Origin of the sequence: Nonlabens xiamenensis (genome assembly GCF_003865345.1) — a bacterium.
GTDB classification, from domain to species: Bacteria; Bacteroidota; Bacteroidia; order Flavobacteriales; family Flavobacteriaceae; genus Nonlabens; species Nonlabens xiamenensis.
Window position 1 is genome coordinate 158,217 of the sequence record NZ_RMVE01000001.1, and the last position, 14,713, is coordinate 172,929.

Annotated in this window: 12 protein-coding genes; 7 read left to right on the forward strand and 5 right to left on the reverse strand. The window is 42.3% G+C overall.

Annotated elements, in window-relative coordinates:
* The first annotated feature begins 23 nt into the window (after positions 1-23).
* The gene (locus EGM47_RS00720; RefSeq protein WP_124978853.1) at positions 24-944 is read left to right on the forward strand and encodes a tetratricopeptide repeat protein; all 921 of its coding nucleotides are present in this window, start codon (positions 24-26) and stop codon (positions 942-944) included.
* Between the two features lie 56 nt (positions 945-1,000).
* Here EGM47_RS00720 and EGM47_RS00725 read toward each other — a convergent pair whose 3' ends face one another.
* Together EGM47_RS00725 and EGM47_RS00730 are read right to left on the reverse strand one after the other, a co-directional pair.
* Positions 1,001-3,085 (reverse strand): T9SS type B sorting domain-containing protein, encoded by a 2,085-nt coding sequence (locus EGM47_RS00725; protein WP_124978854.1) that lies wholly within the window; start codon positions 3,083-3,085, stop codon positions 1,001-1,003.
* Between the two features lie 15 nt (positions 3,086-3,100).
* Positions 3,101-4,171 (reverse strand): aminotransferase class V-fold PLP-dependent enzyme, encoded by a 1,071-nt coding sequence (locus tag EGM47_RS00730; protein WP_124978855.1) that lies wholly within the window; start codon positions 4,169-4,171, stop codon positions 3,101-3,103.
* Between the two features lie 55 nt (positions 4,172-4,226).
* Here EGM47_RS00730 and EGM47_RS00735 point away from each other — a divergent pair, with 55 nt between their 5' ends.
* On the forward strand, positions 4,227-5,129 hold the full coding sequence (locus tag EGM47_RS00735) for a dihydrofolate reductase (RefSeq protein WP_124978856.1): 903 nt from the start codon (positions 4,227-4,229) through the stop codon (positions 5,127-5,129).
* A gap of 159 nt (positions 5,130-5,288) precedes the next feature.
* Here the strand turns inward: EGM47_RS00735 and EGM47_RS00740 are convergent, their stop codons facing one another.
* Positions 5,289-6,821, reverse strand: a complete 1,533-nt coding sequence (locus tag EGM47_RS00740) for a GH3 auxin-responsive promoter family protein (protein WP_124978857.1) — start codon at positions 6,819-6,821, stop codon at positions 5,289-5,291.
* A gap of 68 nt (positions 6,822-6,889) precedes the next feature.
* Here EGM47_RS00740 and EGM47_RS00745 point away from each other — a divergent pair, with 68 nt between their 5' ends.
* The 5 genes from EGM47_RS00745 to EGM47_RS00765 all read left to right on the forward strand — a co-directional run bounded on the left by EGM47_RS00745 (position 6,890) and on the right by EGM47_RS00765 (position 13,145).
* Entirely contained in the window at positions 6,890-7,684 is a 795-nt protein-coding gene (locus EGM47_RS00745) for a DUF2797 domain-containing protein (RefSeq protein WP_124978858.1), read from the forward strand.
* 250 nt (positions 7,685-7,934) lie between these two features.
* Positions 7,935-11,369: an isoleucine--tRNA ligase gene (gene ileS / locus EGM47_RS00750; protein WP_124978859.1), complete on the forward strand. Its 3,435-nt coding sequence runs from the start codon at positions 7,935-7,937 to the stop codon at positions 11,367-11,369.
* A 5-nt stretch (positions 11,370-11,374) separates the two neighbouring features.
* Entirely contained in the window at positions 11,375-11,767 is a 393-nt protein-coding gene (locus EGM47_RS00755) for a TraR/DksA family transcriptional regulator (RefSeq protein ID WP_124978860.1), read from the forward strand.
* Positions 11,768-11,810: 43 nt separating this feature from the next.
* Entirely contained in the window at positions 11,811-12,488 is a 678-nt protein-coding gene (locus EGM47_RS00760) for a hypothetical protein (protein WP_124978861.1), read from the forward strand.
* A gap of 30 nt (positions 12,489-12,518) precedes the next feature.
* Positions 12,519-13,145 carry a lipoprotein signal peptidase gene (locus EGM47_RS00765; RefSeq protein WP_124978862.1) on the forward strand — a complete coding sequence of 209 codons (627 nt, stop codon included), beginning with the start codon at positions 12,519-12,521 and terminating at the stop codon, positions 13,143-13,145.
* Here the strand turns inward: EGM47_RS00765 and EGM47_RS00770 are convergent.
* Together EGM47_RS00770 and EGM47_RS00775 are read right to left on the reverse strand one after the other, a co-directional pair.
* Complete coding sequence (locus EGM47_RS00770; RefSeq protein ID WP_124978863.1) at positions 13,142-13,561, reverse strand: response regulator; 420 nt, start codon at positions 13,559-13,561, stop codon at positions 13,142-13,144. The genes EGM47_RS00765 and EGM47_RS00770 overlap by 4 nt on opposite strands.
* Before the next feature lie 3 nt (positions 13,562-13,564).
* Complete coding sequence (locus EGM47_RS00775) at positions 13,565-14,662, reverse strand: sensor histidine kinase (protein ID WP_124978864.1); 1,098 nt, start codon at positions 14,660-14,662, stop codon at positions 13,565-13,567.
* Positions 14,663-14,713 lie beyond the last annotated feature (51 nt).

Below are 14,713 nucleotides of genomic sequence, written 5' to 3' on the forward strand. Positions count from 1 at the left end.
ATCAACCATAAGTAAATTTCAGTATGATTTTAAAGCATTTTACTCACCCAAAACAAAAATTTACTTTGTTTTTTATCTTTTCCTTGGTGGGCTTACTAGTCCAGGCACAGGATTTTAAAAGCGAATTCAACACTTATTTTGTTAACCAGGATACCTTGAACCAGCGTTTAGTGCTTGATAAATGGGAAGACGCCAAGCCTGATGACATTGATCTAAAGATCAGTTTATTAAATTATCATTTTAGAAAATCGAGAGAAGAGGTGATTAACATGACCACTGATGCTCCTCAAGGAGCTGGATTGGCCATTCAGGATAGCCTAGGAAATGAAAAAGCTTATCTAAGCAGTCACTTTGTATTTGACCTCTCGGAGTTAGAGAAAGGCTTATCAAAAATTGATGAGGCCATAAAAGATCATCCGGACCGCCTGGATTTGAGATTTGGAAAAACTTATGTACTGGGACAAGTACCATTATGGGAACGATTTACCCAAGAAATATTGATCACTGTAGTATATAGCCAGAAAAATGATAATCAATGGCTTTGGGCTGATAATGAAAAGCTTACGGAAGGCCAAGATTTTTTGCTGGGTTCCATTCAAGATTACCAATTACAATTATACAATACGAGCGATGATAGTTTGTTAGAGAACATGCGCCGTATCGCTTTTCAAGTGTTGAAGTTTTATCCCACCCATGTGGAGAGCTGGTCCAACATAGCTATTACTTACAGCTTACAGGGAGAGTTTGATCAGGCGATCTTTTATTTACGCAAAGCGGAAGAAATAAATCCTAGCGACACGATTGTCCTAGGGAATCTGGCAAACAACTACCAACAGCTGGATCAATTGGATAAAGCAGAGAGTTATCTGTTAAAAGTAATTGATCTAGGCAGTGCACAAGAACAGGAATTTGCCAAACAGCGACTGGAAGCGCTCAGGAAATAACAATTTACAAAGCTTTTAATATATCTAAAGTTAATTGAATTCAATGCTGGGCATCCTTACCTCTTCAAAGCAAAGTATCCCTTAATCAATGGTTTGTTGGGTATCTCAAGACTGAACCAGTAGGTACTGGAAGGCAAAGGATTTCCCAGATAAGTACCGTTCCAACCTGGTCCTTCAGGAGCCATCTGGTGCAATAATTTACCGTTCCGGTCGTAGATAAAAATCACTGCCTCAGGGAATGCTGTGATGCCGTCAAATGTCCAGGTATCGTGAAAACCGTCACCGTTGGGAGTGAAAAATTGCTGGTAATCCAACACCACAAATTCGCTGATCAGGACACCACACCCATTCTTGTCTCTGATCCGGACCGTATGAAAACCTTTATACAGACCGCTGAAAAAATTGGAGGCCTGATAAAAACCATCGTCAACAGCAAATTCGTACTCACCAGGTCCAGACACGATAAATTCTGCGGTGTTGTCTCCATTCCTGAAGTCCTGGATAATGATATCATCCAAAACGGCAATATCAGAGGCTAAGGCGGTGATGGTGAGGCTACTTTCACAACCAAAAGTATTGGTCACGGTAACCGAATAATCTCCAGGTTGATCAATAGAGATTTCATTGAAAGAATCACCCATTTCGCCTGTACTCCATTGATAAAATTCAAAACCTGCCTCAACACCTATCAAGGTAGGAACTTCAGCATCAACGCAAACAATGATGTCTTCCTGATCTTGTAAAGCGGGTTTGGGGAGTACCCGAATTTGAAAACTAACATCCGTAAAACACTGGGTAGAGCTTTCGGTTACACGGGCATATATCTGCTGCGGATTCTGAACGTTTACATAGGGATTTGACAAGGCAGCGGATTCGTTCGTGCGGTCAGTCGGACTCGCATAATAGGCGATTTGGTGCAGACTGGCGTCCAACCCGTTTAAAATAACCATGTCTTGTTCTCTGAGGTCAAACCCAACCTCTGCATCAAAATCATCATCGCAATTTTCCAGGTCTGGCGGATTGGCTGCTGCCGGCGGATTGGCTACGCGCAAGGGAACTTCGATCACATACTCACATTCCAAGCCGGTAGGATCGATCACTTTGATAAAATAACTCGTAAGCGTGGTTGTGGCCGTAAAGACACTGCTTTGAGGGTTTAAATCATTTTCTGCATCAGATGAGCTAAGATGATAAGTGATGTTCACATCAGAGGGATTGGGTACCCATTGATCGATAACATTGGCTAGATCATAAACTTCGGAAGAATTAGTTGAGCAAATAATGATAGGATCGGCAATATCAAGTGTATTGGTATCATCCACTACTACAGTAAAATCAGTAAAATCTGTGCAATTGGAATCCGAGCGTTCTACCCTGGCAAAGATGGTCTGCGGATTAATAGTGTTTATAAATGGAAAACTGATGGGATTGATACCGATATTGGCATCATTAAGTGATTCATGGTAGGATACAGTGGTATTGTTCTGTCCCTGAAGAATATCTGCGTCTAAACTGGAAAAGTCAAATTCACGAAAACCGTCTTGCGGCCCTAAATTGTCGCAGGTCTCAATATCTGGAATGGCATTTGCGGACGGAACAGGTGGCAACTGTGCCGTACCTCCGGTGGACATAGAGAACCCTCCATTTCCCACTGCCAAGCCCACGAGTATGTAGTAAACTTCACCCGTATTAGCGGGAATACTGGCTAGGAATCCGTTGCCGTTGGGACCCGGCCCTTCATTCACATCAGTTTCCGTATCATTCAGACCAGTATTACCTGACACTCCTGCATTGGTAGGATTAGTGCTGGAACAACGTATCGCAGGACCTAAGTTACTGCAATCCGTGGTTGGACCAAAAATGGCAAAGTCATAATCGGCCAAAGCTACATCAGGTATTATTTCAAAGGTGAAATCTCCTGTCATTTCTATCTCTACCCTGAACCAAGCCTGATCTGCTCTAAAGTTGTAACAGCTGGGAACCGGATTTCCAGGAAGGCTGAATTCGTCCATCCCCACACCAGATGGATCGATGCCGATATTGGTATCCCCACACAACAAAATAGCATTGCTGCAATCATTGGGATTTTGGGCATTGGAGAACAAATACAATAGAAAAACAAGCGGAAATAAGGCTTTCATAGAGGTTGGTCACGTTTACAAATCTAAGACTTTCAACAGCTTAGACAAGTCTTCTAGCGTATTCAGATAGCAAAAACTGATCCGTATTCCTGCTCCGCGTTGGGAAACTATGATATCGTGTTGGCGTAACCGGTCAAACAGTGCTTGGTCACCTGGAATATTAAAAATACTGGAATGCTGGGTTCTTTCAGCCATACTTTTATCCAAGAGCCCGCGGTCTTGTAGACTAATTTTAGCTTTTTGAGACAACTCCTGCTGAAGACTTTCGATTTTATTTAATCCAATGCTTGTGGCTTGGTCCAAAGCATAACCTAAACTACCAAAAGAAAGTATATCCTGATGTCCAGGCTCAAACCTGCTTATAAAAGTACTTACCTCATCACCATGAGAAGCGGCATAAATGCGTCGGCTTTTGGGTATGACCTTAGACAGCGAAGATTCTTGCGCACAAATAAATCCATTGCCTCCACCGGCGTGTAGCCATTTGTAACAGCTTGCGATAAGTACGTCGATGCCGCTTTCGCGAAAGCAAAATTTCCTACTTCCCACAAATTGGGTCGCATCTGCAACGATTATTAAGTCTGGAAAATCCTTTTTGAGTTGCTGGAGAAATTCCATGTCTATTTGAATTCCAGAAATGTACTGAACCAGAGATAAACAAAATACTTGAGGTTGGAACTTTTCGCATGCTTCGTGAATATCTTGTTCTACTTGATGACTGATGGGTGCATAGACAGTTTGGAAACCCGCCGATTCCACTTCATTATTAATGGATGGATAATCGTTTTCCAGCAAAAGTATTTTGATGTTTTTGTCCCACGCCTCAAGCAAACGATTGAATCCTAGAGAAAAATTAGGAATCAATGCGGTGTTTGCGTAATCAGATTCCAAAAAACCTGAGAGTTTTGTGCGTACGGCATGTACCAACTCGTTTCTGGTATGGGTAAAACGACTGGCGTGCTGGTGTATTTGCAGGTCCATCTGGCGGCGATGATCCAATAGTCCAGCAGACATCAATCCGTGGTAGGCCGTATCCAAATAGGTGCATTGTTTAAGTAAGGGGTACTCGTCTCTTAAGTTTTTCATCAGATTAAGAAAAGAAAAAAGGCTAAAGTGTACATTTGATATAAAAGTAAGATTAATGTTTGGCAACAAGAAAAAGAATGCTTCGGCAATTGACCCAGAACAAAAGGAACTGATTGAAAATGCCAGAAGGCGTATCAAGCAGAAGCGTTTGTTATTCACTCATTTTGTGGTCTTTTTGATCGGTTCACTAGGCTTAATCATTATTGCCAATCGGCCTAACGTCGCTGACATTCCAAGAATACTGGACATCCAGTGGTGGATCTGGGTAATTTTCCTGTGGTTGCTGCTGCTCGCCTACCATGCCTTTAATGTGTTTATTACCAATAGATTATTGGGTCCTGAGTGGGAGAAACGTCAGTATGACCTCCTGGTGCAGAAGCAAAAGGATCGCATCGCACAATTGGAAAAGAAGGTCCAAAAAGAATTTGTTGCGCCTAAAACCAAGTTGGTATTGGATCAACCTGAAAGCCAACGCAAGATTACCATGATTGCAGCAGCTGGCGCCAATAACGAGTTGGGAAAAGACGGTGATCTGGTCTGGCACCTTCCGGATGATTTTAGAAGATTTAAGGAGCTTACGACTGGCCATCATATCATCATGGGACGCAAAACTTTCGAAAGTTTCCCTAAGCCACTGCCCAACCGTACCCATATCATACTCACCAAAGACACCCACTATAAAACAAAAGCAGGAATTGTGGTACACGACCTAGAAACCGCTCTGGCCACAGCAGCCGGCGATGACCAGCCCTTTATTATTGGAGGAGGCGAAATTTACAAACAATTCCTGCCCATGGCTGATGTGATCGAACTTACGCGTGTACACGGCAGTTTTGAGTCTGATACTTTTTTCCCAAACATCGATGAAAGCAAATGGAAACTGGTGAACTCGCTACACCACCCTGCCGATGACAAACACAAACACTCCTTTGATTACGAAACCTGGGTGAGAAAATAGGACTGTCTTTAGTTCAGGATCAACCTGTGCGATGCTTTTCTTGTAAAAGTATTTATTTCACAGTTTGGTTGCATGGGCTAGTCGTCATTATAACAGGGTTTGCACCTATGTGAATGTGAAGACAGACATTTTAAAAAAATGTGTGAAAAATACTCACCTCTAAACCTCCAGTACCCTTTCTTGGTGGATGGCCAATAACTCGTCCATGTATTCCCGCTTGTTGCTCAGTCTGGGAATCTTATGTTGACCACCTAGCTTATTTTTTGATTTAAGCCACAAATAAAAGGTATCTGGCCTGGCTTGGTGAATTTTAAGGTGTTTTAAAGTAAGGTCATTATAGCGCTTGGCCTCGTAATCACTATTTACCTTCTGAAGTTCGAGATCCAGAGCTCGAGCAAAGCTCTCTAAATCATCGGGTGCACGGTCAAACTCAATCATCCATTCATGGGCCCCCTTTTCCTTACCTTCCATAAAAATGGGAGCCACTGTGTAATCCTTGATGGAACTGGGAACAATTTGCATGGTTTTCTTGAGGGCTTGTTCAGCATTTTCAATAATCAATTCCTCTCCGAACACGTTGATATGATGTTTGGTCCTACCGCTAACTTTGATCCGATAAGGACTTGTGCTGGTGAATCTGACCGTGTCACCAATCTTATACCTCCATAAACCACCATTAGTTGTGATCACAATGGCATAATTTTCCCCCAGCTTTACCTCACTTAATGGGATCACCCTTTCCTCATCGGTACCGTAAGTTTTCATGGGTATAAACTCATAAAAAATACCGTAGTCCAACATTAGAAGCAATTCTTTGCTATCATTAGTGTCTTGGATGGCAAAAAAGCCCTCACTAGCATTATAACTCTCGTAATATTTGATGTTGTCATTGGGAAGGAGTTTCTTGTATTGATCGACATAAGGATCAAAACTAACACCTCCATGGAAGAAGACCTCCATATGCGGCCATACCTCGAGAATGTTATTTTTACCCGTGTTTTCCAACACTTTATTAAGCAATACCATCATCCAGGAAGGCACACCAGCAAGTGAAGTGACGTCTTCATTGATAGTTTCCCTCACGATGGCAGGCATTTTGGTCTCCCAATCTGCCATGAGTGCCACTTCATTGGTGGGCGTCGAACTATAATCAGCCCAAAATGGCATATTATCAATCAAAATACTACTTAAATCACCCGCTGCGGTACCTGAGCTACGATCTATTTGCTTGCTCCCCCCCAACCTTAATCCTTTTCCGGTAAAAAGTTTAGACTCAGGATTATTATTGAGATACATACACAAAAGATCCTTGGCAGCAGCATAATGGCAATCTTCCAGTGATTCCTGGCTTACAGGGATAAATTTACTTCTGGAACCAGTGGTACCACTACTCATGGCAAACCATTTAATATCAGTAGGCCAAAAAATATTGTTTTCCCCTTTTCTGGATCTATTAAATAAAGGTTCCATATCAGTATAACCTGAAACGGGTACACGATCGGCAAAATCGGCGTAAGACTTGATACTGTCGAACCCATATTTTTTACCAATTTCTGTTTGTCTGGCAAAGTAAACTAAATCGTGCAGGATGTTTTCCTGTAATTCCTGTGGATGTTTAAGAAACAATTCCATATCATGGATCCGTTTCTTTAGGAACCAGGAGACGACCGAATTGAGAAGTGCATTTGCCATGAATTGTTGGGGTAAGCCGTATTTTTACGGGTCTAAAGATACTCTCTTCATTTTTTAAAAATACTAAAATGGTCATAACCGGGACAATTCAAAAAATGCAAACCGAGCTCAAGGAAACCGTTCAATATTACCTGATGTTCCGGGATGAGTTTATTCATGTCAACCAGTTATTAAACAAATCTGTGCGTATAAAACACGTGGCCAATGAATGTCTGAACTGTGGACTGGACAAAAAAATATGGCGACAGGGATTCTGCTATGATTGCTTTATTCAGATTCCGCAAGCCGGTGACTGGATTATGAAACCAGAATTGAGCAGGGCTCATCTCGACGAAGAAGACAGAGATCTGGAATACGAAAAAAAGGTACAACTTAAACCGCACATTGTTTATTTGGCCAACAGCAGTAATGTGAAAGTGGGCGTGACCCGTAAAACCCAAATCCCCACCCGATGGATTGACCAAGGTGCCCATGAGGCCATTTCGATTCTAGAGGCGCCCAACCGCTATTTGGCAGGAATTACTGAAGTCGCCTTAAAAGAGCATGTAGCAGATAAAACCAATTGGCGTAAGATGCTCACCAACGATATCGAGGATGTGGATTTGTTGCGCTTTCGCGAAAGCCTGCTCAACCATATTCCCGAAGAAGCCAAAGCTTATATTCTCGACGAACAAAAAGAGTGGAACATCCAGTTTCCTGTACTGGAATACCCTAAAAAAGTAAGCAGCGTCAATTTATCAAAAACACCTGAACACCAAGGAATCTTAAAAGGCATCAAAGGTCAATATCTGATATTTGAAAATGGCAAAGTCATGAACCTGAGAAGCCATGAAGGATTTGTAGTGGAAATAGGTGTGGAATGAACACTGCTCTACATTACCGGCATTGGAAGATCTAATTTTTTTTATCTAGGTAATTGTTTATGGCACCCGAATACTAGTCCCAACAAATACGTGTTGACCCCCTTGCAAAAGTTCGGCCTACAAAAGCAATAATTCTAGCAAAACTACCTGGCAAATTTCTGGCGTTTTCCTCCCAAGGATTTGCCTTTCCTTAAGCCTTATAAAATACTCCTAAATTCCGTACTTTTGCCAGCCGTAAAACATGCATGCGATGAGCAATAAATTCAAGGAATATAAAGGATTGAACCTGCCGGAAGTGGATGAACGCATCAAGGACTTTTGGAAGCAGCAGGATATTTTCAACAAGTCGGTGACGACTCGGGAGGGGAATGAGCCTTTTATTTTCTTTGAAGGACCACCATCAGCCAATGGATTGCCTGGGATTCACCATGTGATGGGGCGTACCATTAAGGATTTGTTCTGTCGCTTTAAAACCCAACAAGGCTATCAGGTCAACCGTAAAGCCGGCTGGGATACACACGGGCTTCCTGTAGAATTGGGAGTTGAAAAAGCCCTAGGTATTACCAAGGAAGACATCGGAACCAAAATATCCATAGAAGCATATAATCAAGCCTGTAAAGATGCCGTTTTAAAGTACACCGATATTTGGAGCAAACTTACAGACGATATGGGTTATTGGGTAGACATGGAGGATCCCTATATCACCTATAAACCCAAATACATGGAGAGTGTTTGGTGGTTGCTCAAGCAGATCTATTCCAAAGATTTACTTTATAAAGGATACACCATCCAACCCTACTCCCCTGCCGCCGGTACAGGTCTGAGCTCGCACGAACTGAACCAGCCAGGATGTTACAAGGATGTCACAGACACCACGGTAACGGCGCAGTTTAAAGTTGAAGATCCTTCCCAACTGCCTTTTGACACGAAAGGAGAAGTATTTTTCCTGGCTTGGACCACAACTCCCTGGACTTTGCCCTCCAACACTGCTTTGACTGTGGGACCTAAGATTGATTATGTACTGGTAGAAACCTTTAATCAATATACGGGCGCACCTATGCAGGTGATCATTGCCAAGGCTTTGGTAGCAAAACAGTTCGGTAAAAAATATCAAGCTTATTCCAGTGAGGATAAGTCGGTAAAGGAAGGGGAATTGACTTTCGCGCAAGCGAAACAAGCCTACAGTTTAGGAGACAAAAAGATACCTTACCAAATCTTGGGTTCCTGCAAGGGACAAGAATTAGTTAATATCAAATATGAGCAGCTTCTCGACTATGCCCAGCCCTATGAAAATGCACAGGATGCCTTTAGGGTGATTGCTGGTGATTTTGTCACTACGGAAGACGGTACGGGAATCGTGCATACTGCACCGACATTTGGAGCGGATGATGCCTTAGTCGCTAAACAGGCAGAACCCTCGATTCCACCTATGTTGGTCCTGGATGAAAATCAAAATCCGGTACCGCTGGTTAATCTACAGGGGAAATTCCGCGATGAGCTACCTGAAGTGGGCGGGAAATACGTAAAAAACGAGTATTTTAATCCAGAAGAGGCTCCAGAACGCTCGGTGGATGTGGATATCGCCATTTCATTAAAAGAACAAAACCGTGCTTTTAAAGTAGAGAAGTATGTGCACAGTTATCCACATTGCTGGCGTACGGACAAGCCTGTTTTGTACTATCCTCTAGACAGCTGGTTCATCAAGGTCACTGAATTTAAGGACCGAATGCACCAACTCAATCAAAGTATCAATTGGAAACCACAATCTACTGGTGAAGGTCGGTTCGGCAACTGGCTGGCCAATGCCAATGATTGGAACCTGTCCAGGTCCAGATTTTGGGGCATCCCTCTTCCCATCTGGCGCAACGATACAGGTACGGAAGAAAAAATTATCGGTTCTATTCAAGAATTGAAGCAAGAAATTGAGAAATCCATAGCCGCTGGCCTAATGACGAGCGATCCCTTTGAAGGGTTTGAGGCAGGCAATATGAGTGAAGCCAATTATGATTTGGTCGATCTACATAAAAACGTCGTGGACCAGATTTTCCTGGTAGGTAAAAACGGTGAGCGTCTTACACGAGAAGCAGACTTGATCGATGTTTGGTTTGATTCTGGTTCCATGCCTTACTCGCAATGGCATTATCCTTTTGAAAACAAAGAAAAGGTAGAACAGCAATTGCGCAAAGCCGACTTTATCGCCGAGGGAGTGGATCAAACCCGTGGTTGGTTCTATACGCTACACGCAATTGCAACAATGATCAGCGATGATGTGGCCTATAAAAATGTGGTATCCAACGGATTGGTCCTGGACAAAAACGGACAGAAAATGTCCAAGCGTCTTGGCAATGCGGTTGATCCTTTTGACACCCTAAACACCTATGGCGCAGATGCTACGCGTTGGTATATGGTGAGTAATGCCAATCCCTGGGACAACCTCAAGTTTGATCAGGAAGGTATTACTGAAGTCCAACGCAAGTTTTTTGGAACCTTGTATAACACTTATAGTTTCTTTGCCCTTTATGCCAATGTAGATGGCTTTACCCATGCAGAAGACAGTATTGTTTTAGATCAACGTCCAGAAATCGACCGTTGGATCTTATCTGAACTCAACACCCTGATCAAAGACACCACTGCTTATTACGAAGACTATGAACCCACCAAAGCCGCGCGAGCCATCACAACCTTCGTTACGGAAAACCTGAGCAATTGGTACGTGCGTTTATGCAGGAGACGATTTTGGAAAGGAAGTTATGAGCAGGATAAAATTGCTGCCTATCAAACCTTGTATAGTTGTTTGAAAACAGTAGCCCAACTAGGTGCACCTATAGCTCCATTCTATATGGATCAACTGTTCCAGGATTTGACCAATGTTTGTGAAGAGCAGGAGGCTGAGAGCGTACACCTTTCTACATTCCCGACCGCTGATCAAAGCATGATTGATGAACAACTGGAAGAAAAAATGCACAAGGCACAAGTGATTTCGAGCCTGACCTTGTCCTTGCGTAAAAAAGAGTCTATTAAAGTAAGGCAACCCTTGCAACGCATCATGATTCCAGTTTTGGACCAGCGGGACAGGGAACAAATCGAGGCCATTGCCGACCTGGTCAAAAGTGAAGTAAATGTGAAGGAAGTGGAACTCATCGATGATGCAAGTGGTATCCTGGTCAAGGAAATAAAACCAAATTTTAAAGTTTTGGGGCCTCGTTTCGGTAAGGATATGGGGAAAGTGGCCGCTATCATCAAAAGTTTTCAACAAGAAGACATTGTTTTGTTGGAAAAAACAGGCGAAAAATTAATCAAGCTTGACCAAAAAGATATTACTTTGACGCCCGATGACGTAGAGATTACTTCATCGGACATAGAAGGATGGCTGGTGGCAAACCAATCTGGCATTACCGTTGCACTCGATGTAACTATATCACCGGAGTTAAAGAGGGAAGGGATTTCACGTGAAATTGTGAATCGTATTCAAAATATCAGGAAGGACTCTGGACTTGAGGTCACGGATCGCATCAATATTGAGATTGCCTCACATAAGGAAATGGATGAGGCGCTTGTTGCCAATGAGCGTTATATCAAAGATGAGACGCTCGCCGACCAATTAACCATAATACCACAAGTCAATAACGGTACGGTAATTGATTTTGACGACATCAGTACCGTCATTGCAGTGACAAAAATTTAAAAAAAATGAGTGAGACCAATACAGATGAAAAGTTAAGGTACAGCGACGCTGAACTAGCACACTTTAAAAAGATTCTTGAAGAGAAAATTGCTGAGGCCAAAGAACAGTACGAACTGATCAAAAGCGCCTATATGAATGATGCTGACAACGGCACCAATGATACGGCACCTCAGTTCAAGGCTTTCGATGAGGGAAGCGCGGTAATGAGCAAGGAAACAAGCTCGCAATTGGCCATACGTCAAGAAAAATTCATCCGTGATTTGAAAAATGCATTGATCAGGATAGAGAATAAGTCCTATGGTGTATGTCGAGTGACCGGAAAACTCATCAATAAAAAACGTTTGGAATTGGTACCACATGCTACCTTGAGCATAGAAGCCAAGAACATGCAGAAATAATTCAGGTCTGCAAGACTTGGAACTTCATAAAAACCTTTGCAACATGAAAGATCTATGGGTTTATTCGGTTGTTCAAAGGTTTTTTTTGTTCGCTTTCCAGCTGTTAGTTTTGTTCGCTTTCGCGAAAGCGAAGGCACAACAACCGCCTGTACAATCCAGCGAACTCCAAATAAATGCTGCGACATTTAGTGTTGTGGATATCCAGCTAGAGGAATATCTACATTTGGAAATCACAACCCACAAACAAGCGCAGGTAAAGGTCAACACCTTTCAAACAGGCGAGTATCATAATTCAGTTGTTTTAAATCCGCGGATCATTGCAGACACGCTAAAGTTCAGCGATCCACAAAGCCCTGAATTCAATTATCCTCAAGATAAACTAAGCGCACATAAGGTGGTCGACGGAAAAGCCAGGATTTACATCCCCGAAGGCAAAAAGCTGGTGATCAACGCCAGGCCTGCCGATATAGATATAACCGGGATCTACACATCGATCTATGTCAATCAGCAATCTGGCAGCTGTTTGATCAGAGAAATCCAGGGCGACTTAACTTACGTCTCTGTTTATGCCAATCTGAAAGCTATTTTGAAGAACTATGATATAATGGCCAGTTCAAAAACTGGTGAAACCCAGGTTCCAGCTCCTGTACGACTAGTTAGACACGTTGCCCGATTGGAAAGTATCCAGGGGAATATTTCGGTTTTTTCAAAGCCCGAATAAGTATTATTTTAGCAGCTTGAACAATCACCAATGAAATTATCCAGAGCCATCTTGATCATCTTACTTGTCCTAGTTATCGATCAGGCTAGTAAAATTTATATCAAGCTTAATTATACCTTAACCAGCAGTAATGAGGCTCCCATTGTGGATTGGGGTAAATTTCAATTACTGTTTTACGAAAACGCTGGTGCGGCTTGGGGGATGGAAATTCCTGGAGACTACGGTAAGATCATATTGGTGGTCTTCCGGATCTTTGCTATCGGTGGTATAGGCTATTGGCTCTATCAAAGCGTTAAAAAAGGCGGGCATCGCATTCTGATTATCTGTATATCGCTGATTTTTGCCGGTGCATTGGGCAATATCATTGATTCTGTATTTTATGGTGTCATCTTTTCCGGTAGCTATCACGGTGCAGTAGCCACCGCATTTCCAGAAGGTGGAGGATATGCCCCTTTGGGATACGGACACGTAGTAGATATGCTTTATTTCCCCCTTTTTGAAGGCTATTGGCCAGAGTGGATGCCTGTGGTTGGTGGCGATAAATTTAAGTTTTTCAATGCCATATTTAATATTGCAGACAGTGCGATTACCGTTGGTGTGATACTTCTGGTACTTTTCAGTAAAAAAGCATTCCCTGATAATAGAAAGACCGCCTAAGCTGGAACTTTTTTAATAAAGGCCTGGATCATTGAATTTTTCTTGATCGGCTTGGTCATAAAATTGTTAACGATGGCATGCTCAGAAGCTCTTTTAATTTCAGCAGGGTTAATCGTCGAACTTACCACATTAATTTTTATAGAACTAGCCGCCAGCTTGTTGGCATAGGGCTCCAAGGCGTCCAAAAACTCCCACCCATCCATAACAGGCATGTTGAGGTCTAGCAACACAACCTCTGGTAAATCAGGTTTTGGTTTTTTCAACTCTTGAAGGAAAAAATCGGCCGCTTTTTGTCCGTTATCAAAAATGATAAGTTCTTCTGCAAGTTTGTGCTTATAAATCAACATTCTTATCAGACTCACATAGAGTCGGTCATCGTCGACAATACAGGCTTTTTGCGCGGTAGTTCTGTTCATACACTAAAGTTTCACAGTAAAACAGCTTCCCTTGCCTAATACGCTAGAGACAGAAATATCTCCTCCCAAGGATTCTACTTGATTTTTGGTCAGGAACAGGCCTACGCCTTTTCCATCAGAATTATCGTGAAATGTTCGGTACATATGAAACAGTTGGGCACCGTGTTTTTTCATATCTATTCCTATCCCATTATCTTCAAAGATCATTAAGAGCTTCCCCTTTTTGACTTTTGTACGAATATTCAGAACCAACTGACGTTCAGGGGATTTATATTTAATTGCATTAGAGACCATGTTACTCATAATGCTGGCCATAAAATGCGGAATATACTCTGCTTCACTTAAGGCAGAAAAATCGACATTAATCTTTGCCTGAGTCGAATCTATCAGCGGCTGATGTGTAGCAAGAACCTGGTCCAAGATTTCCTGAAAGTTAATCAATTCAGTAGTTTTCTTTTGCGTATTGATAGTTACTACTTCATTCAGATGAGCCAAGGTTTGTGTCAGGCTCTTGGAAATATCATCCAGATAACTCCTAAAAACCTCTTGCTCCTGCTGGTTGGAAGAGTCGGCAAAAGTTTCTAAAGTCAATTCCAAATTGCTTGCATGGGAACGCAGATTATGAGAAACGATATGAGCAAAATGTACCAATCGCTCATTTTGGGCTTCAATAACTTTAGCATGAGCTACCAACTCCTTTCCTTGACTGATAAATCGATCAATACTTGTGAAAACACCTCTGATTCCGATAATTTCACCAGTTTCAGATTTCAATGGTTTGCCTGTAGCTTTGACCCAGATCTTTTTACCTTGGTACGTCACCAATTGGAGATCTTCTTCAAAGCTGAAACCCTTCAAACAATTTTGAAACTTAAATGCCGCATCTGATTGATCGGCAAACAAATCCAAAGCGGTGCCCATGTTAAATGCATAATCTTGAGGCAACCCCAATACACCTCGTCCTATGTCATCCATAAAACAGTATCCGGTTTCCAAATTGGCACTATAGGAGCCAGTTTCTGTGATTAGCGCGGTCTCCTTTAAAAAATAATCCTTGTCCTCTAGCTGTTGCTGAAGACTTTTCTTAGGGCTTATCCTCATCGTCTCTTAGGGGAAAACGTTTTTAAAGCTTCAGGAACGATTCCTGCAGCA

Excerpts from the sequence above, each read along its gene's own strand:
- EGM47_RS00720 (WP_124978853.1), top strand. The coding sequence starts at position 24 with ATGATTTTAAAGCATTTTACTCACCCAAAACAAAAATTTACTTTGTTT.
- EGM47_RS00725 (WP_124978854.1), bottom strand. The coding sequence starts at position 3,085 with ATGAAAGCCTTATTTCCGCTTGTTTTTCTATTGTATTTGTTCTCCAAT.
- EGM47_RS00730 (WP_124978855.1), bottom strand. The coding sequence starts at position 4,171 with ATGAAAAACTTAAGAGACGAGTACCCCTTACTTAAACAATGCACCTAT.
- EGM47_RS00735 (WP_124978856.1), top strand. The coding sequence starts at position 4,227 with ATGTTTGGCAACAAGAAAAAGAATGCTTCGGCAATTGACCCAGAACAA.
- EGM47_RS00740 (WP_124978857.1), bottom strand. The coding sequence starts at position 6,821 with ATGGCAAATGCACTTCTCAATTCGGTCGTCTCCTGGTTCCTAAAGAAA.
- EGM47_RS00745 (WP_124978858.1), top strand. The coding sequence starts at position 6,890 with ATGGTCATAACCGGGACAATTCAAAAAATGCAAACCGAGCTCAAGGAA.
- ileS (WP_124978859.1), top strand. The coding sequence starts at position 7,935 with ATGAGCAATAAATTCAAGGAATATAAAGGATTGAACCTGCCGGAAGTG.
- EGM47_RS00755 (WP_124978860.1), top strand. The coding sequence starts at position 11,375 with ATGAGTGAGACCAATACAGATGAAAAGTTAAGGTACAGCGACGCTGAA.
- EGM47_RS00760 (WP_124978861.1), top strand. The coding sequence starts at position 11,811 with ATGAAAGATCTATGGGTTTATTCGGTTGTTCAAAGGTTTTTTTTGTTC.
- EGM47_RS00765 (WP_124978862.1), top strand. The coding sequence starts at position 12,519 with ATGAAATTATCCAGAGCCATCTTGATCATCTTACTTGTCCTAGTTATC.
- EGM47_RS00770 (WP_124978863.1), bottom strand. The coding sequence starts at position 13,561 with ATGAACAGAACTACCGCGCAAAAAGCCTGTATTGTCGACGATGACCGA.
- EGM47_RS00775 (WP_124978864.1), bottom strand. The coding sequence starts at position 14,662 with ATGAGGATAAGCCCTAAGAAAAGTCTTCAGCAACAGCTAGAGGACAAG.